Annotated in this window: 18 protein-coding genes, 1 pseudogene and 1 other annotated feature; of the genes and pseudogenes, 9 read left to right on the top strand and 10 right to left on the bottom strand. The window is 39.2% G+C overall.

All coding sequences use genetic code 11. The features are described from left to right. A partial coding sequence (locus AC1TPB_RS13035) for an ATP-binding protein (protein WP_482077062.1) occupies nt 1–103 on the top strand: 103 nt, incomplete at its 5' end. A gap of 593 nt (nt 104–696) precedes the next feature. Here AC1TPB_RS13035 and AC1TPB_RS13040 read toward each other — a convergent pair. The 3 genes from AC1TPB_RS13040 to AC1TPB_RS13050 all read right to left on the bottom strand — a co-directional run bounded on the left by AC1TPB_RS13040 (nt 697) and on the right by AC1TPB_RS13050 (nt 2,999). After that, complete coding sequence (locus AC1TPB_RS13040) at nt 697–1,350, bottom strand: hypothetical protein (protein ID WP_482076902.1); 654 nt, start codon at nt 1,348–1,350, stop codon at nt 697–699. 86 nt (nt 1,351–1,436) lie between these two features. Further along, entirely contained in the window at nt 1,437–1,805 is a 369-nt protein-coding gene (locus AC1TPB_RS13045; RefSeq protein WP_482076903.1) for a hypothetical protein, read from the bottom strand. Between the two features lie 93 nt (nt 1,806–1,898). Beyond that, entirely contained in the window at nt 1,899–2,999 is a 1,101-nt protein-coding gene (locus AC1TPB_RS13050; RefSeq protein WP_482076904.1) for an AAA family ATPase, read from the bottom strand. Between the two features lie 100 nt (nt 3,000–3,099). Between AC1TPB_RS13050 and AC1TPB_RS13055 the strand changes: the two are divergent. The 5 genes and pseudogenes from AC1TPB_RS13055 to AC1TPB_RS13075 all read left to right on the top strand — a co-directional run. Continuing rightward, nucleotides 3,100–3,735 (top strand): annotated as a pseudogene (locus tag AC1TPB_RS13055) (SpoVR family protein); the annotation flags it as partial. Nucleotides 3,736–4,002: 267 nt separating this feature from the next. Further along, the gene (locus AC1TPB_RS13060; RefSeq protein ID WP_482076905.1) at nt 4,003–4,779 is read left to right on the top strand and encodes a DUF817 domain-containing protein; all 777 of its coding nucleotides are present in this window, start codon (nt 4,003–4,005) and stop codon (nt 4,777–4,779) included. 424 nt (nt 4,780–5,203) lie between these two features. Further along, entirely contained in the window at nt 5,204–6,334 is a 1,131-nt protein-coding gene (locus AC1TPB_RS13065; RefSeq protein ID WP_482076906.1) for a betaine/proline/choline family ABC transporter ATP-binding protein, read from the top strand. Then, nucleotides 6,331–6,999 (top strand): ABC transporter permease, encoded by a 669-nt coding sequence (locus tag AC1TPB_RS13070; RefSeq protein WP_482064353.1) that lies wholly within the window; start codon nt 6,331–6,333, stop codon nt 6,997–6,999. The genes AC1TPB_RS13065 and AC1TPB_RS13070 overlap by 4 nt, the downstream gene beginning before the upstream one ends. Nucleotides 7,000–7,001: 2 nt before the next feature. Then, the gene (locus tag AC1TPB_RS13075) at nt 7,002–7,889 is read left to right on the top strand and encodes a glycine betaine ABC transporter substrate-binding protein (RefSeq protein WP_482076907.1); all 888 of its coding nucleotides are present in this window, start codon (nt 7,002–7,004) and stop codon (nt 7,887–7,889) included. Between the two features lie 188 nt (nt 7,890–8,077). Here AC1TPB_RS13075 and AC1TPB_RS13080 read toward each other — a convergent pair whose 3' ends face one another. From AC1TPB_RS13080 to AC1TPB_RS13105, 6 genes are all read right to left on the bottom strand, one after another. Continuing rightward, a complete protein-coding gene (locus AC1TPB_RS13080; protein WP_482076908.1) occupies nt 8,078–9,850 on the bottom strand; it encodes a glycerophosphodiester phosphodiesterase family protein in 1,773 nt (590 codons plus the stop codon). 209 nt (nt 9,851–10,059) lie between these two features. Further along, nucleotides 10,060–14,502, bottom strand: coding sequence for a coiled-coil domain-containing protein (locus tag AC1TPB_RS13085; RefSeq protein WP_482076909.1), 4,443 nt, complete (start codon nt 14,500–14,502; stop codon nt 10,060–10,062). Continuing rightward, complete coding sequence (locus AC1TPB_RS13090; RefSeq protein ID WP_482076910.1) at nt 14,486–15,259, bottom strand: DUF6063 family protein; 774 nt, start codon at nt 15,257–15,259, stop codon at nt 14,486–14,488. Before AC1TPB_RS13090 ends, AC1TPB_RS13085 begins: the two co-directional genes overlap by 17 nt. Then, nucleotides 15,249–16,790 carry a replicative DNA helicase gene (locus tag AC1TPB_RS13095; protein ID WP_482076911.1) on the bottom strand — a complete coding sequence of 514 codons (1,542 nt, stop codon included), beginning with the start codon at nt 16,788–16,790 and terminating at the stop codon, nt 15,249–15,251. Before AC1TPB_RS13095 ends, AC1TPB_RS13090 begins: the two co-directional genes overlap by 11 nt. Further along, nucleotides 16,769–17,821: a Wadjet anti-phage system protein JetD domain-containing protein gene (locus AC1TPB_RS13100; protein ID WP_482076912.1), complete on the bottom strand. Its 1,053-nt coding sequence runs from the start codon at nt 17,819–17,821 to the stop codon at nt 16,769–16,771. The genes AC1TPB_RS13095 and AC1TPB_RS13100 overlap by 22 nt, the downstream gene beginning before the upstream one ends. Before the next feature lie 270 nt (nt 17,822–18,091). Beyond that, on the bottom strand, nt 18,092–19,750 hold the full coding sequence (locus AC1TPB_RS13105; protein ID WP_482076913.1) for a 2-isopropylmalate synthase: 1,659 nt from the start codon (nt 19,748–19,750) through the stop codon (nt 18,092–18,094). 90 nt (nt 19,751–19,840) lie between these two features. Then, nucleotides 19,841–20,092 (bottom strand) — a binding site (T-box leader). A 178-nt stretch (nt 20,093–20,270) separates the two neighbouring features. On the opposite strand from AC1TPB_RS13105, the gene AC1TPB_RS13110 reads away from it, so the two are divergent. Beyond that, nucleotides 20,271–20,831: a maltose acetyltransferase domain-containing protein gene (locus tag AC1TPB_RS13110; RefSeq protein WP_482076914.1), complete on the top strand. Its 561-nt coding sequence runs from the start codon at nt 20,271–20,273 to the stop codon at nt 20,829–20,831. A 106-nt stretch (nt 20,832–20,937) separates the two neighbouring features. Here AC1TPB_RS13110 and AC1TPB_RS13115 read toward each other — a convergent pair whose 3' ends face one another. Next, nucleotides 20,938–21,159 (bottom strand): hypothetical protein, encoded by a 222-nt coding sequence (locus AC1TPB_RS13115; RefSeq protein ID WP_482076915.1) that lies wholly within the window; start codon nt 21,157–21,159, stop codon nt 20,938–20,940. A 17-nt stretch (nt 21,160–21,176) separates the two neighbouring features. Here AC1TPB_RS13115 and AC1TPB_RS13120 point away from each other — a divergent pair, with 17 nt between their 5' ends. Together AC1TPB_RS13120 and AC1TPB_RS13125 are read left to right on the top strand one after the other, a co-directional pair. Then, nucleotides 21,177–22,070 (top strand): helix-turn-helix transcriptional regulator, encoded by an 894-nt coding sequence (locus AC1TPB_RS13120; protein WP_482076916.1) that lies wholly within the window; start codon nt 21,177–21,179, stop codon nt 22,068–22,070. Between the two features lie 204 nt (nt 22,071–22,274). Then, nucleotides 22,275–23,555, top strand: coding sequence for a glycoside hydrolase family 27 protein (locus AC1TPB_RS13125; protein ID WP_482076917.1), 1,281 nt, complete (start codon nt 22,275–22,277; stop codon nt 23,553–23,555). The last annotated feature ends 15 nt before the right edge of the window (nt 23,556–23,570 follow it).

Here is a 23,570-nt window from a genome sequence, read left to right on the forward strand (position 1 = left end):
AGCGAATGCCATCTTAGATCGCATTTTACATCATGCAACGGTCGTCACGATTGTAGGCGAATCTTACCGTTTGAAGGATCACTTTGTGAAAGAAGACAAGTGATTTTGCACATTATTAAACAAGCGAAAGTATACATTCTTATGTTGACATTTACAAGCTTGGGCTGTTAACGCAAATTTCCTTCACTGGCTTCTCCTTTAAGGATAATGGATTGTTTCGCACTCAGCGAATCCTGATTCATCTCATCAAAAAAGCAGTGTTTGTTCCAAATATCTCCAATAACAAAAAAGAACGAGGTTAAGAAACGTTCAAAACGTGACAATGAACACTAGCGTCATCAATTCATCATAAAAGAACTTGCAATTTCAGATTCCTTTTTCTATTGTCCAGTATTTCCAAAAAAATGAGAGGGTCATAATGAGAGGCACTATTACTTCGGTAAAGAACATCTTTTCAACCTATCTTTATATTTTCTTTGTCGTAAAAATATAAAAAACTGCATTTTTTATATTTTGGGAGTGTAGGCTGTAATAGCGGTATTTATCCTTTATTTTAATGAAAGACAATGAATTTTTCTCAAAAAACATATTTCCATGTGTGGAAAGTTGATAACTTTGATGTAAATAGTAATACAAAAAACTCGGTTTAAGGTAACTCGCCCTATAGGGAACCTTACCTTTTACCGAGTTTTTCATCTAAATTTCACTATAACTTGATTGACCGTTTGAATTATCTTGTATTTGTGCAATTTCATTAAAACTAGCATCAAAAAATGATCCGTTATCTTCAATTTTATAAGGAAATAAGTTCATAAAATAATAATTATTTTCTTTTGCATATTTATAAGCATCAATGACACAATGTTCTGGAAGGTTATTAATTACTTTCCCATCTGGATATGCACCGTTTAAAAATGAAATAAAGTGATATAAGAACTCAGAATGATCGAATTCTTCTCGTACTACACTTAAATGATCTTTTTTATTTGCACTAATGATTATAGAGTCTCCTATATTCATATCTAAAAAATTTCCTCCAAAGCACTGTCCAAAAACCACAATTTTCTTCGCTTTTATCCTTGATAAAGAGAACTCCAACGACTCTTTTGTTATTTTTTCTTCTACACCCCAAAGGTTTATACAGTTAGTTTCTCCATGATTTGAAACCATGACCAATAATAAATCGTCTTCATTTAATGAATTTGAATAAGAATTCAGGAAATCAACTAAATTTTGCTCACTGCAAATTCGAGTGGGAATTGTGACATTTTCATCAGGACAATCTATTGTTGTTCCACCTTCGAATAGAATGTCGATGTTAAATCCTTTCTTCGTTAATACTTGATTCATGAATTTCAGATCATTCTTGTAACATGAATTAATAGGGGATTGTACTCTACATCCAGCAAATAATAATGCTTGTTTTAACAAAGATATCACCGTTTCTCATATAGTTTCATTTCATTCAGATTACATGGGAACCACGTTAAAATCTTTTGATCTATTTGAGATCCAATTTGATTAATAAATCTATAATCACATTTGTGACCCCAATTCAATTGTCTATGAGGATTAATAAATACAAACCAACCTTCTTCTTTAATATCTGGAAATGCAGATTCTCCATTAAGATCTTTAATTGTTGAGGCTTTAACTAAGGACTTCGTGTAATATATTTCCGACCATTTTGTATGGTATATTTCTAACTTTTCCTCAATAAAATTAACTATCGTATCATACATCATCGGATTTTCCATCTCCTTACCAACACCTTTCAAGAGATATATATCTCTAATATAGGACAAGTCAGGAAGAATTATGCCAAAATAATCTTCAGAATGCTCAATAAATGTATTTATGTTAAGTTTTGGTTCTTCACAAACTGCAATAGTCATGACTTAAACCTCGCTTAACTTTAATATCTCATCTTCATTAAGATGATTCGTAATATACGGAGAATGTGTAGTAATGATAAACTGACAATTCGGAAACATTGATTTAAAATAAGGAATCACGTTCACTTGCCATTTTGGATGTAAATGACAATCAATCTCATCAATTAGAATGATCGCTTCATTTTTATAGAACTCTGGATTATTTGGATCAGAATTATGTAATCTAAAGAGAATATCCCCCAGAATAATAAAAATGTTTTTGAATCCGTCACTTAGAAAGTCAAGATTTATCAGTCTTTTATTATTACGGAACAATATTTCTCCGTTATCTGTAATTTTATCAAAACTATAAGGTCGATATAAAATATCAAAACATTCGATAATATAATTAAAAATGTTATCAATTGTTGGATCAGAACTCTTCAGTCTCTTGAAATCTAAATTTAGAATCCATTGTTTTATATGTAGATATCTATTATTTAATTGTAATGTTTCTTGACCTGTATCTTTAACTTTTTGCTTTACAATGGATTCTGAAAGACTATATTCTTTTGAATCTTCTGAAATAAGCGAAGTATTAGGGCCTTCTAATTTTAAATCTGGATAGTATCTAAAGGCGTCAAAATATAATACTATTGATCCGCTGTATTCTTTTGATTTAAATCCATCTAAAAATAATTTCAATAACGAACTGTCTAACCCTTTTTCATTTAAGTACTCTGTATCCCAATCATAATAGTACTTTTGATCATTTGATTTATATTTTATTCCTAATCTAATCTCCAGACTGTTTTGACCTTTTAATACTTCTCTCGATTTTTCTAAGAAAAGTTCCTGAACCTCCTTATCATTTAAAATAAAATCAATAATAACACTATGTTCATCTTGACCATCAAATAAATCGTTCTCTGCAAACCATTGTCCGCGATATTGTGAGTTTAATGCTGACAGTACATAAACAACAGACTTCAAAATTGAAGATTTTCCCGTGCCATTCTCTCCAAGTAAAACCTTAACGTTATCTTTTTGCTGATCATTATAAAATAAAAATTTTGAATCTTCAAAAATCCTTACATTTTTTAGGTGTATTCGTTTAATTTTCATATTTTATCACCCTAATCTATTCTTATACCAATATCTTACTATATTTTTCACTTTGCTACAATTTGTTTATTCACTTTCCTTCTCCTCCCCTTAGCTATACGAAGGCTGGGCTTCCTATTGGCATCAACGCATCATTCGTGAGATGGATCTCACCAGTGAAGAAACGATTGAATTTGCTAAGCTCAATTCTTCTGTCGTTGTGCCATCGAAGAACAGCCTTATTCCCTATTACTTAGGTCTGAAAATATTAGAAGACATAGAAAAACGTTGGGATAAACCTACTGAGGAGGAGCAGCGTCGCTTTGGACGTGTACCTGGCAAAGGGCGCGAGAAGATTTTCGAGGTTCGGGAACTCGATTCAGATCAATCTTTCTTACGTAATTACTTAACGAAAAATTTAGTCGATGAGCTCGATTTATACATTTTCGAGAAAAAAGGGCCCGAGTGGAAAATCACAGATAAGTCTTGGGAGCATATTCGAGACCAGCTTGTGTTCTCCAAGGTTAACGGTGGTTTTCCAAGTCTGCATGTCGTCGATGGTGACTATAACAGCAATGGCGAGCTATACCTTGAGCATCAATACGAGGGCAATGAGCTTGATCTGAAGTATGTAGAGCGTACGCTCCCACATGTGCAAAGCTTATGGGGCAGAAACGTTCATCTACAAACGATGGTTGAAAGTAAGATGATGGTGTTTAGTTGCGTCAATGGAAAGACAACTAGAAAGTTTTTGTAAGGGAACGAAAACAAGCGTAACGATGCTCCATTAATCGTTACGCTTGTTTTATTAGCTACTACATAGTATTTAAATGTGTATATAATATTTATGTTTTGAAGAAACCTCCAGAGTAGCGAGAATCTCTCGCTACTCTGGAGGTTTTGTAACATTTTCAGTCTCTGTTTCGTTATTTAGTTAGCTAGAAACTACATTATTAATGAAGAGAGAAAAGTGTAATTGAATCTACATTAACAATAATAAGAACACAAGAAGGTGAGTAACGAATTGAAACCAATCATCCAACTACTTCATTTTGGCTATCATCAGGCGATGAGCTGTATCTTTCCTGTTGCTATATTTGGAACTTTAGCTTTGTCTAGCGGAATACCAATACCTCTCCTTCATCGTTACGATGCTATTCTCATTGTATTGTTGCTTCTTCAATACCTAATGTACCGCAGTAGGTTAGAGACGCTCGATGAAATCACTGTCATCTGTGTTTTTCACATTATTGGCTTAGCACTAGAATTATATAAGGTATGGATGGGGTCATGGTCGTACCCTGAGCCTGGATATTCGAAAATATTTGGTGTCCCACTCTACAGCGGATTTATGTATGCAAGTGTTGCTAGTTTTATGTGCCAGATATGGCGTAGACTGCGAATGGATATGACAGGCTGGCCAGGACTTACGTCTGCGGCGCTACTTGGCGGGGCGATTTATTTCAACTTTTTCACGCATCATTTCATTCCCGACTTTCGTTGGTGGTTAACTGCACTTGTATTCATAGTTTTCTGGAAAACATGGATTATCTATCACGTACGAGGAATGACTTATCGAATGCCTTTAACCGTCGCATTTATCATTGTAGGATTCTTTATTTGGTTAGCTGAAAATGTAGCTACGTTTTTAGGTGCTTGGAAATACCCTGATCAGCACCAATCGTGGCAAATCGTTAGTTTCAGTAAGATTAGCTCGTGGTTCCTACTTGTAATCATTAGTGTCATTATCGTTGCCCAGCTTAAGCATGTAAAAGCTAGTCTTACAGCACAAAACCCATAGATAAGCTTTTTTCTTGCTGATTCAGTCCATTCGCCAATCAATTACAATCTGCTAAGATCTCTTTTTGCATAATAATACAATTCCTCATTTCGTATCAAATGAGAGGATACAGAGGGATAAGGCAGGAACTCTAGCTATACAGGTGATTTCCTTGCTAACAGCATGGATGGATGGTGTATATGACAGTATGTATCTCTATTAGCTCTTTGCAAATTTAAACATTAATATGTATAATTATAAATATAATCATTTTTCAGACACCTAGTATTGGACCTATTGTTTAATTGGTTTCAACAGAGGTGAATACGAAGAATGGTTTTTTTATTTTCACGAGAAATAATTAGCTTATGCTTTCGCAGTGAACTTTGTTGTTTGTTGAGGAGCATATTCAAAGAAGTAACAAAAAAGTTTTTAGGAGGATTACATGCTTAAGTTTGACAATGTAAGTAAAGTTTACACTGATGGATTTGAAGCGGTGAAGTCCATCAGCTTTGAAATTCCTAAGGGGGAAATTCTTGTACTCATCGGGCCAAGTGGCTGTGGAAAGTCAACAACGATGAAAATGATTAATCGATTGGTTCCTCATACGAGTGGAAGTATCTCTATCGATGGAAAGGATATTACGAAGCTAAATAAGGCAGAGCTTCGTCGTAATATCGGTTATGTCATTCAACAGATTGGACTATTTCCGCATTATACGATTGCCAAAAACATCGCAATTGTTCCCGAGCTAAAAGGGTGGAGTAAGGACAAAATTAATGAGAGAGTAAACGCTTTGCTAAAAATGGTAGGACTTGCCCCAGAAATTTACGCCAATCGCTATCCTTCAGAGCTCTCTGGAGGACAACAACAGCGTGTAGGTGTAGCAAGGGCACTTGCTGCTGACCCAGATATCATTCTAATGGATGAACCGTTCGGTGCACTAGATCCAATCACAAGAGATCAGCTTCAGCAAGAATTACTTTCTTTACAGAAGAAGCTTCAAAAAACAATTATTTTTGTTACGCATGATATGGATGAAGCTCTGAAATTGGGCGATCGAATCGCGATCATGAGAGACGGAGATTTACTTCAGTTAGATACACCTGAGAAAATATTACACGAACCCGCTTATGGGTTTGTAGAGGAATTCATTGGGAAGCATCGGATGATCCAAAATCCGGAGCTTATGCCGATTACTGATGTGATCGCAGATAAGGTTACGAAAACGCTTCCTAATCGTTCACCAGAGAGAGCCCTTGCTCATATGCGACAACATCGCACGAACACATTAATCGTTGCAGATGATGATGATGTACTTATGGGAATCATATCGGCTAATGATCTTATGGCGCAAATTGGTCATATTAAAACGGTTGAGGAAATTATGGTTTCCCCAGAGCCTTATTTGACCGATTCAGCAAGTGCTAAAGATGCGATCATCGCCATGTCGGAGGCAAAATTGGGTATTGTTACCGTCGTTAATGATGAGAACAAAGTAATAGGCGTTGTTACAAGAGGAACACTACTCTCCGCATTATCTAGTCAATGGATAGAAATGGAGGGTCAATCATGAGAGATTTATCACTATGGGCACAGCTTGTTCAGCAATTTGAAATGCGTTGGCAAGATTTGATTGCTGCTACGTTTACACATATAGAGCTTGTACTAATATCTATGGTACTTGCTATATGCGTTGGGATTCCCTTAGGTATACTCGTCACACGTGTTCCTAAATTAGCAACTTTAGTCTTGGGTGGAGCTGGTATGCTTCAGACGATTCCAAGCTTGGCAATGCTAGGGTTTATGATCCCGATATTTGGAATTGGAATTAAAACGGCAATCGCTGCATTGTTTTTATATTCATTGCTGCCGATTATTCGTAACACATATACAGGAATTAAAGACGTGGATAAATCCACAATTGAGGCAGCTAAAGGTATGGGGCTTACGAGTAGACAGGTTCTATTCAGAGTAGAATTGCCATTGTCTCTTTCAGTGATCATGGCAGGTATTCGTACCGCTGCTGTCATTAATGTCGGTACGGCTACGCTTGCTGCTTTTATCGGCTCTGGAGGATTAGGTGACTTTATATTTCTAGGGATTACGCGGGGATTAGATGCTCTTGTACTACTCGGAGCAATACCTGCTGCTATTTTAGCAATTATACTAGAGATTTTACTTAGTGCTCTTGAACGTTGGACAACACCGCGAGGTTTAAAAATTAAGGGGGAAAAATAAAATTGAAAAATTATAAGATTATTACTTTAATGATATCCATTGTACTTGTTGTTACGCTTGCTGCATGTTCGAGTGGAGATGAAAGGTCACTAACTGTCGGTTCAAGAAATAATACTGAAAGCATCATACTTGCGAACATTATGGGACAGTTAATTTCAGCCAAAACGGACATTAAAGTCATTAATAAAGATAATTTAGGAGGCTCCAACGTACTTTGGAATGCTGTTCTCAAGGATGAGATTCAATTGATTCCTGATTATTCTGGCACAATCGTCGCTAACTACTATCAAGAGCCTACCGGGACTGCAGAGGAAACATTAGAGAGTACCAAAAGATTGATTGATCAAGATGGTTTAACCGCATTTAACGCGTTTGGCTTTAATAACACTTATACATTAGCTATAGCTGAGTCCGTTGCTGAAGAGCATAATATAAAGACGTTTAGTGATTTCGTCAGTATTTCAGATACGTTTACATTTGGTGCTGTGTTTGAGTTTTTGGATCGTCCCGATGGATTCCCAGGCTTTCAGGAGGAATACGGAATTGAATTCAAGGAAGTTAAAGGAATGGATCACGGCATGATGTACCGTTCGTTCCAATCAGGAGATGTGGATGTCATTAATTCATACTCAACGGATGGACAGCTTCAAATATATGATCTGAGAGTACTTGAAGATGATAAGTCTTACTTTCCACCATACCATGCTCTTCCGATTATTAGAAAAGATGCATTGGAAAAATACCCCGAACTCAATGAAGTGCTGGCACTGCTAGAAAATCAAATCGATGAAGAAGCCATGCAAATATTGAATGCAAAAGTAGATAATGATGCTATGCGAGCAGATGATGTTGCAAAGGAATATTTAAAGGAAGTAGGCTTAATTGACTAATCTTTAAAAGATATGAAATTATAAACTGCAGTGTAACAGCTACAATATGAAAGCTAATCTTTAAAGGTGCTTAGGCGCCTTTAAGGATTGGCTTTTTCACTATTGACGACTCCTATATCCGCTAGAATTCCATTCTATCCTAAATTTCACAAATAACAGCTTCTACATCATTCTACAAACATACATATCTACAAATCAATCTCCACCATCGACTGGGCGAGCACTGGATGATCGGTAATGATGCCATCGACGTCGAACTTCAATACTTCCTTCATATTCTGTTTACTATTTACCGTCCAAACCCATATTTCACGTCCAGAGGCATGTGCCCGCTTTACGAGTTCCTTCGTTAGCATCGTCTGCTCAATCGTATAGAAATCAATATCTAATGCCGATAAGTCACCGAGCGCAAAATAAAGAATTTGACCAATCTTAATCTCTGGTGCACTTTCGCGAATTTGGTGCAGTGTATAACTGTCAAATGACTGAATATAAACGTCTTCCTCCATCTCGAACGTTTTCACAAGCTTGACAACTTCCCGCGCAAGCTCATCGCCTGCTCCATATGGCTTTAGATCGATTAATAGCTTAATCTGATCTTTCGCTTCCTTTAACGCTTCACTTAACATCGCAATATGAACCGGTTCTTTGTTCACATCGATCCCAATCGTGAGCCTACTAAGCTCTTCATAAGTAAGATCGGATACTCTTGCCGATACTCCAGCGAGCCGTTCCAAATTGTAATCATGATGTAAGACAACTACTCCGTCCTTTGTCAATTGGACGTCCAGCTCCACCGATTGGATCCCTTTCTCAATAGCTGTCACAATCGACGGAAGCGAATTTTCTGGTGCGCTTTCTACATCGCCCCGATGTGCTGATATAAGCACATTCCATTTCGCATAAACAAGACTATCATTCGCCTTAAATCCAACGAATATTGCTAGTCCTATATAAATAACGGCTGTAGTTGCATACAACGTCCGCGTCCGTTCTCTTTTCTGCAAATAAGCTGTAATACGACGCTCGAAATTTCCAAACCGACTTTGAAATATCGTTAGCGTATTCCGTAGCTTCATCCCCTTCTGACGACCAAAATAGTAGAATATCCTCGTTAGAAAAATAATATTAACCGGCATAAGCAGCAATGCAAACATATACGTCAATATCGTCGATAGCGTCAAAGAATAATGATTCGTGAATATTTTAAGCACATTAATATCTAGCCATGACGGTAAGTAAGATAGTGAAGAAATGACGACAAAGCCTGTGCCCAGCACTAAACTATTAATTAAAAATAGCCATAGAAAAATCTGTACCCGCTTCCCTCGTGTCAATGCCAAGCTATTACGAATGGCCTCGACAATCGTGTAGCCTTCTAATATGATAAAATGTAGCACAAAGATTCCACGCAGCACCATGTATAATGCAGCGATAAGTATTAATACATACACAAAAATCATCGTATAAGAAATATCCAACACTTGGTTTTGCAGAAATATAGAAACGTTAAATAATTTATAAAACGATGCCGATAATGGCGAATTAATAAATGGAATAAGGACAAGCAATATTATAAATAACTGAAAAATACCGAAGCCTAATAGCCTTGGTGTCTGGCGCAATGTAGTTAGCAATGCATCTAAAATCGCTATATCTTTACCAAAGTAGCGTTGCTGAACCAATATAATGAGTACACATAGTTCAATAAATAGCGCAAAGGAAGCGACCAGCCCTATAATAATTAGTCCAAAAACACCTTCAAAGGTAAGTCCGAGCAAGTAGACCTCGTCGTTCAGCAACGAGCCCGAACCAACAACCTTTAATATTCGATTGAAAATAAAAGAAATAATTGGAATGACGATGACGCTCGTAAGCAGCATATATATATATTCGAAAATTAGTAGCTTGGGATACGATCTCCGAAAATCACGAATACTTTTACTTATCATCCTAAGCATACTATTCACCCTGTTCATCAAAAATTATTATAGTCATATTATACTCTCGAAAAGGCTGCTGTTGCTACCTGATTTTGATCATAACTACCTATTCCAATAAAAGTTCAAAAAGCAGGCTTTCGCAAGCCAAGTTCTCTTCATATTCGATGTCGATTAATCTACGTTAGCATAATCATCGTTATCAAAGTCTGCTTTTTGAACAACCTTCATCAGAACAACTCCAATTGATCAACTCTACTGCCTAACCTATCAAGCGTTTCAGGATCATTGTCTTGGAAGTAGGCTGTTTGTATTTGCTGAGTAGCTTCAATAACTTGCTTGGTGGGATCAACCGTATGACGTAAGCGACAGCTATATACAATCGGAAAGTAATCCTGTATAAACTTCCCTTCCACATGTGCGGTTAAAGCGACAATCTGAAATCCGAGCTGTTCTGCAATGAAAAATACAGGACTCAACACATGCTCGCTTGATGCTTTTCCAAATGGATTATCCAGAATAACTGTTCGATGCCGTTGCATTTTTGCTTGAATATATTGCTTGCGTTCTGCAACATAATTCAGTAGTCCAAGGAACAACGTCATATTTTTACTCCATTTCTCTCCCCCGGACCAACGGTTCGATTGCTCCCAAGAATAGGATACTCTACTTACCTGCTGATCATTGCCCACTTTACGACAAGTAACCTTCATTCCTTCCCCCATCATCACAATCTGAATAAGCTGCTTCGCATCAAGCCATTTTTCTAATTGCTTACTTATAAATGTTTGCTGTTCTTGCCAATTGTCCTGCTCCTGCGTAGCAGCATGATGATCAAGCCTAGTCATAATCCAGTCAATATGCTTACGAATTCGTTCTTTGCCGTCCTGTTCCTCCCATTGCGGAATAGAAAAACTATAGATTTCCTTCCAGCCATCGTCTGTCTTGACCCTCGTCTTTTTGGGTATTTCCTTTAGTTCTTGGACGATTAGCTTTAAACGGGCATGAATATGTTGAATATATTGCTGGAGCTGCTGATCCTCCGTTTGTAGTGTTTGTTCCATCAAGTGAATCGCCATTTGAATGCGCTGCTCCAGTGATTTTTGAAATTCTGAAATTTCTGCATAGCTTTCTTTGGATTCGATCCCTTGCAACGTCATCTGTCTCAACTTAATATCCTTAACCTGGCTTTCGAAAAACTCCTTCAGACGTTGTCGTCCCTTTTGTACTAGTTTTTTCTCGGCGGATAACTTCTCGTAATTACCGTTCAATTGCTCTATATAACTTTCAACGAAATCTTTCCGTTTATATCTGAATTCAGACTGACTCTCTTCACTAATCGTAGCCGATGTCAGCCTGATATCCTCCAAAGCATGCACAAGTAAATGTTTATTCCACAAGCCGATGATACCGTCGAATTGCTTCAATTGCTCGGCTATATAAGCTTGCTGCTTCTTTAACTCTAACTGCTTGCTACGCAGTTCCGACTCTTCCTCGACCAATCGCTCTTTCACCGCATGTTGCGATCCATGAAATACATCTGGCTTTTGACCTGAATATTGTTCAGTAAATTGGTGAAGTAACTGCATGATTACACCCTGCTTACGCAGGAACTCTTCCTCCGTTCTTTTGTACTCAGCCCCTACACGAGATAATTGCTCTTTCATTTGTCCAATATCTGCCCATAATGCTGCTTTTCTCTCCTCTACTTCAAGCGGAAGTGGCATATCGGTTACAATGTCAGAATGCTCCTTTTGCAGTTGTGCCAGCGCCTGTGAGTGATCGCTTTCACTGTCGAGCTCTCGAGCAAGACTTTCTTCAAGCTGCGTACGTTCCTGAAAAATCCGATTCCTTTGTTGTTCCAGCGTTTTTCTCTCTTCCTTTAATTCTGTTACATCCCCATCGTTCTGCTCAGCTTCATAGTTCAGTAGCTCTATGTAACGCTCGTCATGCTTCATCATCAGTAAATCGTTACCAGTATCTGTAACTCCCTGCTGTTGATGCTTCATGGTCGCTTCTATACTTCTCAATCCAGCTTCCCTGCGCAATTTCTGCTTCTGCAAAAGCTCGATTTGTTCATGAATAGAACCATTCTCTAGCTCAAGCTTAGCAACCTCGCCTGCTAAACTCATATATTTACGACCATCCTGTAGCCACAGACCTAATTGGTAAATATGTGATGCCATATCCTCCACCGCTTTTCTGCGGCTTTCCAGAGCGATCCGATTAACCGACAACTCATAATCGAGTCGCTCAAGCTCGCGCTCGAGCTCGCTCACTTTACCTAGCATCAATAGCCGATTACTCTCCAGTTTCTGCTGAACATATAATGGAAAGCGCAATAGGAATTGATTCCAGTTCTGCTGTGCGGATTGCCATTTTGCAATCTCTGCCTCCGTAACTTCTCGTTCATGCCTTACCTGCTCTGCCTGCTCTAGAAGGGTAGCCTTCCATTGCTCAAACTGATCTGTCTGCTCGTTACTATGCCAATATGCTGGAACTACCCAACTTTTAACATCGTAAAGACCATTCTCTTCATTCTGCAGTGCATCTGATGCTTCTTGCGTACTTAAAATACGAATCGGATAGGAATATCCATCCTTCATTTGTCCAAGTTTGTTTCTTAAAGCATCCTTCTCATGCTCGGTCGTAATCAAGGTTACTGCCCACAGCTGATCCATATGCGCCGTCTGTGTACTGACGGATGCTACATCGTTCTTATAGTGCGTACCTAGCTGCAGTAAGCTGAATTGGTGACTCCATTGCACACATAACTTAGCTATAGAAGCGTCTGCAAAATAAACGTCCTGTTCTCCATGATCATCGACATAACGATAAGCTAATCTTTCCGTCATTAGTAGCTTGCTTTTTTGCTGCTGCAGACGTTCCAGCGCTTCATTCATATGCTCACTAATTGAAGCCTGTTTGTCATAGAGAGAGCTGATCCCTTCCCATGAACGACGCATGCTTGCTAGCTCCGCCTTTACTTCATCCTGCTCAGTTTGCTGGTGTTTCATTCGCTCTTCAAGTCTTGCAAGTTGGCTCCTAACCTCTAATCGTTCTTCAACAATAACTCCCTTACGCTGCTCCTTATGCTCATATTCCACATCTAGCCGTTTGATTTCCTGCTGCAAGTCAATTTTACTTTGCTCAAGCCGTTGCTCTTCCTGTAACCATAACGGCATTTGCTGCTCCACTTTCTCTAGTTGCGGATTGGTAAGGATAGCGCGAGCAATCTGTTCCTGTTGCTCCAGCTTCAACCGTTTTTCGGCTTCTTTTGCAGCAAGCTGCTTGTCCTTCCCAACTTGATCTCGTTCTATAGAAGCGAGATCTGTCTTTACTGATTTTATTTGACTCGTCGTTTTTTCCAGTAAAACTTGCTGCTCCAACATGCGCCCAGTCAATCGCTGTTCTTTCACAGTAAACAAATAACGTAGCCTCTTCCCATTCTGTTTCCAGCGTTGTTCGAGATCTGCCTCATCCTGCGAATAAGCAAGCCCCGAAAGCTGATTGCGGAGCTGTCCCATTTTCGATTGAGTAAGCTTTAACTTATTACGGCTTTCCGCGTATTGAAGCGAATAATAATTTCTACTGATCTGCCGTAATTCCTCATCCATCCGTTCGCGATCCTCGTCAACGAGCCCCAGCTTTGTCTCAATTACCTCTTTCTCCTGTTGTTCTTGCATAAGCTGTAAAGATTTTTGCTTCCGCAATAAAAGTTCATTGCGTTCATTCCAATCTGCTTGCTGCATGATCAAATGAGTTTGCTCTGTTAGAAGTTCTTTCTGCTGAGCTATCGTCAGTTCCCAATACGCTTTCGCATCGCTTCGGACAATATGATACTCCTTTTCCAGTCGATCTAGCTGCTCAAACAAGCGCACATAACCGCCCAGCTCCTGCAATATATTTTGATTCTCTTCAATTTGTTCCTTCAACTGCTTATATTTCTCAAAGCCTTCGCGATGATCCTCGAACATTTTAGCAAAGGAACCTTGCTCATAGCCTTCAATGGAGCGCTCTACAGTCGGGATTAGCAGACGATCGAACAATTGAGTTGTCGTCTTGCATTCATCGAAAAAGCCTTCAATTCCACCTTCCGTATCGTTTATTTTGGCAATAGCTTCCCACTCGCCTGCAATAATCTGGAATTGCTGCTCCAAATAAGCCTTGTACTCTTTAATCGTTGAAAAATTTTTCGCATGAAGGGGATAACGCTGTTCCATCGAAGAATAATAATCCTGCATTTCACCTTTATCCGCCGCACGATTTTTATCCGCATTTTTCCTAACGAAAGGGAGATGATCCAATCCATTGCCATCATGCTCACCATATTCATACACATAGCGGTAGGAGTCGATACCTGTTCCACTTTGAAATAAACTGACACAAGTAAGCGCATATTTCCGTCTTGGCTTATCGGCTAATATCCATTCAATCGCGATATGAGCAGGACCGTTATCCAGCGTTAGCGTATCCTTTACCTTTCGCCCTGCTAGATCGGCATGAGGAAGAACCGCCTGTATTGCTGTCTGAATAAAGACAGTTTTCCCGCCTCCATTTTCCAAAACGATCGCCCCGTTATGCCCATCAAAAATAAACGTCTCATCGTTATATCGCTTATTTCCACCTTCATAGATGACATGGGTAAACCTTATTTTAGATATTGTTGGCATCGCTATGATCCTCCTTCTGCTTCTCAACCTCATTCTTGTCTTCTTCAAACCTATATAGAAACTGTAAAATACCTCTATTGTACTCTAGCTCCATAAAGTACCGCTGCACGATTATTTTTGATTTTTCCGTTAAAGAAAGCTCACCCTCACCAATCTGCTCGGCTAGGCCTTGCTCTACTAGAAATCGTCTAACCGTATCGATAAAGCTCAAACGGCTTATCGTGTTCCCACTTTGTCGCTTTGCTGATTCTTTAATATCATCCATGGCATCCCATTTTTCCACGATAGCAGTCCAATTGTAGGAAAACTCTTTTTCATATCGTTTTAACTGCTCTGGATCATGCTCCTTGAGACCATCAATCCGCTCTTGTACCAGCTCAAGCCAATCGTCAAGCAATATAAAATCCCTTGTAGGCTCCATACTTTGATAGCTATCGTAGAAAGCACCTATGAAACAGATCATCGCCACATACATGAGATAGAGATCAGCATTTACAGCTTGTCCGCGCAAATACGTCTTCTTCAGATAGTCATTGGAAACATGAAAAGGAGACAAACGTACAAGTGGGATAAGATGCAGTTGATCGCCTGCGGATAGCGTTAAGCAATCGACCTCTCTTGCGAATTGATCAATTAACCCCCTCACCTCATCATCTGCTAAATACTGCTGTAGCCCTTCCCGTCCAATAACGCCATTACGAGACATTTCCGCATAAATTCGAAATGCCCGCAGCACAACCTCGTTATTATAAATCATTGGTCGCCCCTCCCCATGCTATCCTCATCTCTTGAATAATAAATCGTTCGCTTACTTGAATGATTTTACTTTCTTCTTCTATGATAAGAGTTTTAACGCCAAGTAATTCGAGCGCCTCTTCCATTCCGTTCAGCTTGGAGGATTCTTCTCCATGGACCGCTCTTGCATTGATCGGACTCCGTTGATGAAGAATAATCCAAAAGTCATAGAAGCTACGCAGCTCCAGCATTCTCTGCTTTGATTCCTCTTCCTTATACATCTTGATAAATGCCGACAATCTAAGCTCATGATGCTGATCTGAAGCTAGCAGCATTTCGATCAAATCTTTCATTATGCTAGTAAATAACTGACCCCTTCGCCGTACAAATACATCTGTAGCCACCGCCTCATCAGGCTCAATAAATCCATCATCACGACGATCCTCTTCACCATCGCGCATAACGTTCTGCTCGGCAAATACAGTAAGTGGTGACCAGCCTGTCATTTGCTCTATACCCATAAACGGGGATAGAACAGAGCGTAGCGATTCTAGTGGAAGTGGAGAACCAAATAAGAGATTTCCAATATCTTGATCAAAATTGAAAGAGTCCATCCCGGTATAGTATAACGATTCCTTTGCTGCATGGAGTGCACCAGTCTTCAATTGCATACTCTTTTGCAGCAGCTGCGTATGCTCACCATGTACCTTCTCTAGTTCAGCGGAAATACGCAATATATAGGCATAGGCTTGATGCTGCTTATCCTGTAATGTATCTGAATAAATGCGTTCTCTCGTTTCCTTAACGAATTCTCGCAGCTCCTCGAACTCTTCATGTTCCCTTTGCAGTCTAATATAGATGTCACCCAACAAGCCGCCATATTTTTTCAATGTTTCTTCTGAAACGATACTTCGCTTTATTTCATGGGCCAGCTTTACCATTCGTTCCTGCAACGATTCAACATCAACACGCATCTCATTAATTTGACGTAGTGCGCCTTGAAATTCTCCTTTTTCCAGCTGCTTACGTAAGACGAGCTGATGAATAGACAGTTGAAATTCCGAATAAAACTCCTTCGTAGCAAACACAAGCTCCAAGCCGTCCTCATCAAGCGTATAGTATTGCTTATTCGTCTTGGAATCGAAAGCACAGGTTCGCAATATAGACGTATATACAGCTTCTTCTTTTCTGGTTTGCCAGTTATAGAAATGGAAGGAGCGTTTTTTTCCCGATGCTGGACGAAATACTTGGATAATGGAACGGGCAAGCTCCTCATAATCTTCCACTTCGAGTTGAAATCGTCCCCCCGTAACGGACTGCAAAAAGATAGCCAAATCCTGCGTTCCTGCTCTTTGATTACGGATAAGCTTCTGTTCGAAGAAAAATAACAACGTCAACAAGCCAAGCTCCATCATTTCAATACTACGACCAGCTTTATCACTCTGTTTCTTGCGTTGGAGCTCAAATAAAGGATCAAAGAGCGCAACCTTTTCGAGCCTTTCATGAAAACCTAACAGCGTTTGTTCTAGCTCTAATGCTTCAATTCTCTCCAAGACATGTCCCCCCATATCGTCAATAACTCCTGCGTCGATAATATCTCCTGTGGATAATAGCGGTCCGTCGCTAGACTATGCTCCATTTTAATTCGATCCTCTTCTAAGAAATAGGCTAGAAATTTCCGCAGCGCTGGTTCATCCTTTCGCTGGTACTCCTTACCCTTTGCCGAATTTTTCTGTACACATGCATGATAGAAAGGGAGCGCCGGTATGACCTCTATTCTAGTCGAAAGGTCATTCCATATTTGTATTCCTTTATGATCAATATCACCGAAATAATAAAAGGTATGCTTTCGCCCGGATATTGGGAACTGCTTCGGAAACATCTCGATATTCCCTACAATTTTGTTGCCGCAACCGTATATTAATGTTTGAAAAACCGTTTCTGAAAGATTCGGTAGAAGCGCTTGAAAGGTGGTCTTATTCTCTACAATTAGATGGAGACAAGGCTCTGTGCTTAACGGATCATTTAGAAGCGTTGGATTAACAGCCATCATCAGCGGATCATATTCTGCTGTAATAAGTAGCTTATCCCACAAACCTATACGAAGCAGCAGTAATCTACCACTTTTCTCTGTGATCCACTTCTCGTCACCAACCAATGCGTAGCTTCTCTCTGGTGCAGCTACGATTCGATCTGGTAAATCGTTTGCCTGCAAATATTGATTAACTAATTCGATATAAGGGGCATCTATATCAAAAATGGCTTCGCCTAATGAAAAATAACGTTCAAGCGAAATTTGTGGATGCAGCTGAAGACGCAGCTTATGTAGTCGTTGTTGAAAGTTCATCTTGATCTTTTGATTATGGATGCGGTAACGATAAGCCAGACTAGGCGTCCGCGTCGTTCTTCCTGCTGATCGTATTTCGCTTAATATTGTTGCTTTCTCCATATTAAGTATGACTTCAGCAAATTGCCCATATTCGATTCGTTCTCCCTCAAATAATTGCTCCAATTGTTCCAGCCATAATGTTGCTTGCTTAGCAGTGCTGATATAATTCATCAATACTCGCTGAATATCGTCCATATGATCTCCTATCACATACATCATTATTTATTTAATTATAACAAAAGTAGAAATTCCCACACCTTAAATTAAGATGTAGGAATAATTTTTTTTCCGGAAGTATATACAAACGCTCGATCTCACTAGTATGAATCGGGAACAATTTCAAGTAACTAACAAATTTAGTGAAATTATTAAGTTTTCCGAACCAACTTACATCGTTATTGTACGCCATGCATGGCGTACAATAAATAAGCAGGATGACAATGTCATCCTGCTTATTTATTACTATTAGCCGATCATTTTATTGACTGCACTTACTAATGCCTTCACTGATGAAGTCATAATGTCAACATGAATGCCACAGCCCCAATATATCGTTCCGTCCGCTGCTGTAATTCCAATATAGGAAACCGCTTGAGACTTAGATCCAACATCTAGCGCATGCTCTTTGTAAGTGAGATTAGAGAAGCTTATACCTAGATTTGTTTGCAATGCATTACTAATCGCATCAAGTCGACCATCGCCAGTACCTGTTAGCTCCAATGTTTCGCTGTTTTTAATCACTTGTACAACCGTTTGGAAATCATCAGATTTGGAGAAATGATAATTCACAAATTCAATTGGCGCTTTAATATTTACATATTCCTCTTTGAAAATGTTATATATTTCTTCTGGCATAATTTCTTTGTTCAAGCGATCGGATATATCTTTAACCTTGTAGCCGAAGTTTTCACGCATTTTCTGCGGAAGGTCTAACCCATAATTTTGTTGCAATAAGTAGCCAATACCACCTTTACCAGATTGGCTGTTAATGCGAATAATATCACCTTCATATTGTCTACCAATATCTAGTGGATCAATCGGCAAGTAAGGAACTGACCAATATTGGCGATCTTCTTCTTCACGCCATTTCATCCCTTTTGCAATGGCATCTTGGTGAGAACCAGAAAATGCAGTAAATACAAGCTCGCCTGCATACGGATGTCGTTCATTAACTGTCATCTTCGTTAATCTTTCGTACACTGTACGAATTTCCGGAAGATTTTCAAAGTTCAATTGAGGATCAACACCATGAGAATACAAGTTCAATGCAAGCGTAATGATATCCACATTACCCGTTCTTTCCCCATTACCGAATAATGTTCCTTCCACGCGTTGTCCACCAGCAAGAAGTGCAAGCTCAGTATCGGCAACTCCAGTTCCACGATCATTATGTGGATGCAGTGATATAATGACATTTTCACGATATTTCATATTTTCGCTCATGTACTCAATTTGACTTGCATAGACGTGAGGCATTGACATTGATACCGTAACAGGCAAGTTCATAATTACTTTATTGTCTGCCGTCGGTTGCCATACATCAAGCACCGCATTGCAAATATCTAGTGCAAACTCGATCTCAGTACCTGTAAAGCTTTCAGGTGAGTATTGGAACTGGAAGTTACCTTCCGTTTCTGCTGCACATGTTTTCAGCAGCTCGGCACCTGTTACTGCAATATTAATAATCTCTTCTTTTGTTTTTCTGAATACTTGCTCCCGCTGAGCAACAGAAGTTGAATTGTACAAATGTACAACTGCTCTTGGAGCACCCTTCAAAGATTCAAATGTCTTTCTAATAATATGCTCTCTCGCTTGTGTTAACACTTGAATGGTTACATCATCAGGGATCAAGTTTTGCTCAATTAGTGTTCGTAAAAATGTAAACTCAGTTTCTGATGCTGCTGGGAAACCTACTTCAATTTCTTTAAACCCAATTTTTACTAGTAATTTGAAATATTCAAGTTTTTCTTCTAAATTCATAGGAACGATTAGTGCTTGGTTACCATCTCTTAGATCAACGCTACACCATGTAGGTGCTTCAGTAATGTATTCTTTTTGCGTCCATTTCAAGCTCGACACAGGTGGCATGAAATAACCTTTAGTATACTTATCGTAATTTTTCATCGTAATAACCATCCTTTTTCTCTAATTTGTTCCTAACCGTTCATTCTTGAATTAGATTATAAAAACACAAAAAAGTCTTCCATCTCCAAAAATAGAGACGAAAGACTTGTCATCTTACGCGGTACCACTCCAATTCATACCTGTTGGTATGCTCTTAGCGGATTATGACATGACGTCATATATCCTCCTATTGATAACGGTTAGGCTCCGGCTTCACCTACATACTACAAGTTCAGTGAGCAACTCCAAGGCTAGTTCAGAAGTTCTTTACAGCTGTTTCGCACCTACCAACAGCTCTCTGAGTGTTCAGAAAATCTTACTGTTCCTCTTCAAAGTATTTAACTATTATTAATCATTCTAATACATATGCCCCTAATTTATCAAGTGTATTCAAAAAGATTCTTCTAGAGGTTATTCAATACGCAGACATTAATAAGGATATCTCGTATTAACTTGATGGCGTGAACGAATATGTTATGATGAACAAGATAAACTGATTGAGATAAATACGGAGGTTGTCATGAAAACTGAAAAAGAAAAAATGATAAATGGTGAGCTGTATCTTGCTTCTGATCCCGAATTGCTACTAGATAGAGATCATTCACGCAGACTAACTCGATTATTCAATCAATCGCTTGAAAGCGAAGGACAATTGCGAACAGAACTACTGAAAGAACTATTTGGTTCCACTGGAGAATCTTTGTACATAGAACCAACTATCCGTTGTGATTATGGATACAATATTCATATTGGCGAAAACTTCTACGCTAACTTCGATTGCGTATTTTTGGATGTATGTGAAATCCGTATTGGTGATAACTGCTTTATCGCACCAGGAGTTCATATCTATACAGCTACTCACCCACTTAATCCAAAGCTTAGAATTACAGGTGCGGAATATGGTAAGGCTGTATCAATTGGTCATAACGTCTGGATTGGTGGAAGATCTGTTATTAACCCTGGAGTTACAATCGGCAACAATGTAGTCGTCGCTTCAGGATCAGTTGTAACTAAGGATGTACCCGATAATGTTGTCGTTGGTGGAAATCCTGCGAGAATCATTAAGCAGATAGAACAATAACTGCAAGCCAACAAGGCAACGATCTCCATAAAAGAGGTCGTTGCCTTGTTTGTTACCATTGTTACGTAATTTCTTATCTGAACATCGTTCCGAAGACTTAATTAATTTAAGATAAGGCAAGACCTAAGGAACCTAATATCAATACAAATACAACAACATAGAGGATAGTAATAATTGCCGCCCATATTAATGCTGCCTTAAAATAATTGGCTTTAGAAGGATTTCCCCCACCAAATGCCCATACAAACATCATCACGATATTTACGATAGGGATAATTAAAATTAACATTGTAATTAACCATTCTTTCATAGTAACGACTGGTGCCACTTGAAGGGAGTATTGTCATGCCTACGAATTTACCTTATGAAACGTATGGATTTCGCTTCAATAACTATGCGAATATTCATCTACCACTCTGTCATCTCTTTGCCGTTGGTCATGATAATATTAATATTACGCATGAACAATATCGCTGGCATGGGTTAGAGCGTCAGGACGGCCCGTTGCTACTGTTCCAATATACACTTGAAGGTAACGGTCATTTAGATATTGGCCAACAATCGTTAAAAATCCAGTCGCATCAAGCTTTTCTAACCGAAATTCCTAGTGATCATTGCTACTACTATGATCCACAGCAAGAGGACTGGCATTTCTACTTTATTCTCATCCGACCGCATACAATTCTGCCATTTTGGAACGAGATTGTACAATTTCTTGGACGCACGCCTACTTTACCTCCTAATAGTAAACCGATTCAAATATTAGAGGAGATTATCTCAGCAGCTCACTCAGGCTTTATTACTGATGAATATGTCGCCTCTGCTTATGTATATTCCTTTGTTATTGAACTTAGAAAGTATGCGGAGTCGTCTCCCATTCCAAAGCAACTACCAGCTTCGATTACTGCGGCAGTACAATATATCGATCAGCATTATCAGAATATGATCGGGCAAGAGGAGCTTGCTAATCAGCTTGGCTTATCCAAGTATCAATTCATCCGAACATTTACGAAATATATGGGTGTCACGCCGAACGATTACTTGAATAGAAAGAAGATTGAAAACTCACTAACATTGCTATTGTCCACTACTCATTCTCTAGAATATATCGCACAGGAAGTCGGCTATTCTTCGGCAAGCTACTATATTAGAGTCTTCCGCAAATTAATCGGTCAAACTCCCGCTTCATTTCGTTCAACAAAGCATCAGCTACAGTATGATAAGTTTTATTTCAAGTGAACCTCCCCCCACTTAATTTACAACGAAATTTAAGTAGGGCATTCAGCACAACTTTTCATTAAAGATGTCCAGTAATACTTCTGCAATATTGTGCTATTGAATTATCTAATTTATCGTATTCATAAGCTCCCATTCCGATTAAGATTAGATCAATAATGTATTATTCATTAATTCATATTGAGCAACTTATCGGAGGGATATCGAATGGATCATCGTCTTTTCTCCCCTACTCCACCTATGGGCTGGAATAGCTGGGATTGTTATGGAGCAGCAGTCACTGAGGCTGAAATTCGCGGAAATGCTGAGTATATGGCTGAGCATTTATTATCATCTGGATGGGATACAATCGTTGTCGACATCCAATGGAGTGAACCAGGCGCGGTTTCTTCCGCCTATAGACAGTTCGTGCCACTAGAAATGGATGAGTTTTCTCGTCTCATTCCCGCAGTTAACCGTTTCCCATCAGCAGCTAATGGACAAGGCTTCAAGCCTTTGGCTGATTATGTACACGGTCTTGGCTTGAAATTCGGAATTCATATTATGCGTGGTATTCCGCGCCAAGCCGTACATCAGAATACAGCGATTAAAGGGTCAACTGCTACCGCTAGACAAATCGCTTCTGCTAATTCTATTTGTCCATGGAATACAGATATGTACGGTGTCGATGCTACTCAAGAAGGTGCTCAGCAATATTACAACTCTTTGCTGGAGCTATATGCTAGTTGGGGCGTAGACTTTATTAAAGTTGATGATATCGCAGCATCACGTCTTTATGATATTCATCTTCCTGAAATCGAACTTATTCAGAATGCAATTCAGCATTGTGAGAGACCAATGATTCTAAGTCTTTCTCCTGGCCCAGCACCACTAGAGCATGCGGGCTTCCTATCTACGCACGCCAATATGTGGCGCATGACGGATGACTTCTGGGATCACTGGTCTTTACTGCTTGATATGTTCGATCGTTGCGAGAAATGGCAAGGTAAGTCTGGCAACGGCAACTGGCCTGATTGCGATATGCTTCCACTAGGGCATATTGGCATACGCTCCGTTGATGGTGGCGGTGCAGACAGATGGACTCGCTTTACGAAGGATGAGCAAGTTACGATGATGTCACTATGGGGTATTTTCCGTTCTCCGTTATTCTTTGGCGGGGAGCTTCGTGATAATGATGAGTGGACTTTGAATTTGATTACGAACAAACATATTATAGAGATGAATCAACACTCTGCAAACGCTCGCCTGTACTCTCGTACGAGCAATTGTATCGTCTGGACAGCAGAAGGCGCTAATGGTTCTCGCTACGTCGCTATTTTCAATATTGGTGAGGAAGAGCTTACTACTGAACTTGGTGTACATATGAACGATTGGTCGAGCTATTCACAAGTAATCGAAGCATGGGAGATTACTACGATCGTCGCTAAAGATGCTAAGTCGTTTGCGATCCCAGCACATGGCGCGAAAGTCTTCCAGTTATTGAAGTAAATTCGTCTCTTCATA

The organism is Paenibacillus sp. Y951 (assembly GCF_056786395.1).

What these genes read in the sequence shown, in the direction of transcription:
- AC1TPB_RS13080 (WP_482076908.1), bottom strand. Translation starts at nt 9,850, where the DNA reads ATGCTTAGGATGATAAGTAAAAGTATTCGTGATTTTCGGAGATCGTAT.
- AC1TPB_RS13065 (WP_482076906.1), top strand. Translation starts at nt 5,204, where the DNA reads ATGCTTAAGTTTGACAATGTAAGTAAAGTTTACACTGATGGATTTGAA.
- AC1TPB_RS13110 (WP_482076914.1), top strand. Translation starts at nt 20,271, where the DNA reads ATGAAAACTGAAAAAGAAAAAATGATAAATGGTGAGCTGTATCTTGCT.
- AC1TPB_RS13120 (WP_482076916.1), top strand. Translation starts at nt 21,177, where the DNA reads ATGCCTACGAATTTACCTTATGAAACGTATGGATTTCGCTTCAATAAC.
- AC1TPB_RS13085 (WP_482076909.1), bottom strand. Translation starts at nt 14,502, where the DNA reads ATGCCAACAATATCTAAAATAAGGTTTACCCATGTCATCTATGAAGGT.
- AC1TPB_RS13050 (WP_482076904.1), bottom strand. Translation starts at nt 2,999, where the DNA reads ATGAAAATTAAACGAATACACCTAAAAAATGTAAGGATTTTTGAAGAT.
- AC1TPB_RS13105 (WP_482076913.1), bottom strand. Translation starts at nt 19,750, where the DNA reads ATGAAAAATTACGATAAGTATACTAAAGGTTATTTCATGCCACCTGTG.
- AC1TPB_RS13040 (WP_482076902.1), bottom strand. Translation starts at nt 1,350, where the DNA reads ATGAATCAAGTATTAACGAAGAAAGGATTTAACATCGACATTCTATTC.
- AC1TPB_RS13090 (WP_482076910.1), bottom strand. Translation starts at nt 15,259, where the DNA reads ATGATTTATAATAACGAGGTTGTGCTGCGGGCATTTCGAATTTATGCG.
- AC1TPB_RS13125 (WP_482076917.1), top strand. Translation starts at nt 22,275, where the DNA reads ATGGATCATCGTCTTTTCTCCCCTACTCCACCTATGGGCTGGAATAGC.
- AC1TPB_RS13070 (WP_482064353.1), top strand. Translation starts at nt 6,331, where the DNA reads ATGAGAGATTTATCACTATGGGCACAGCTTGTTCAGCAATTTGAAATG.
- AC1TPB_RS13100 (WP_482076912.1), bottom strand. Translation starts at nt 17,821, where the DNA reads ATGGACGATATTCAGCGAGTATTGATGAATTATATCAGCACTGCTAAG.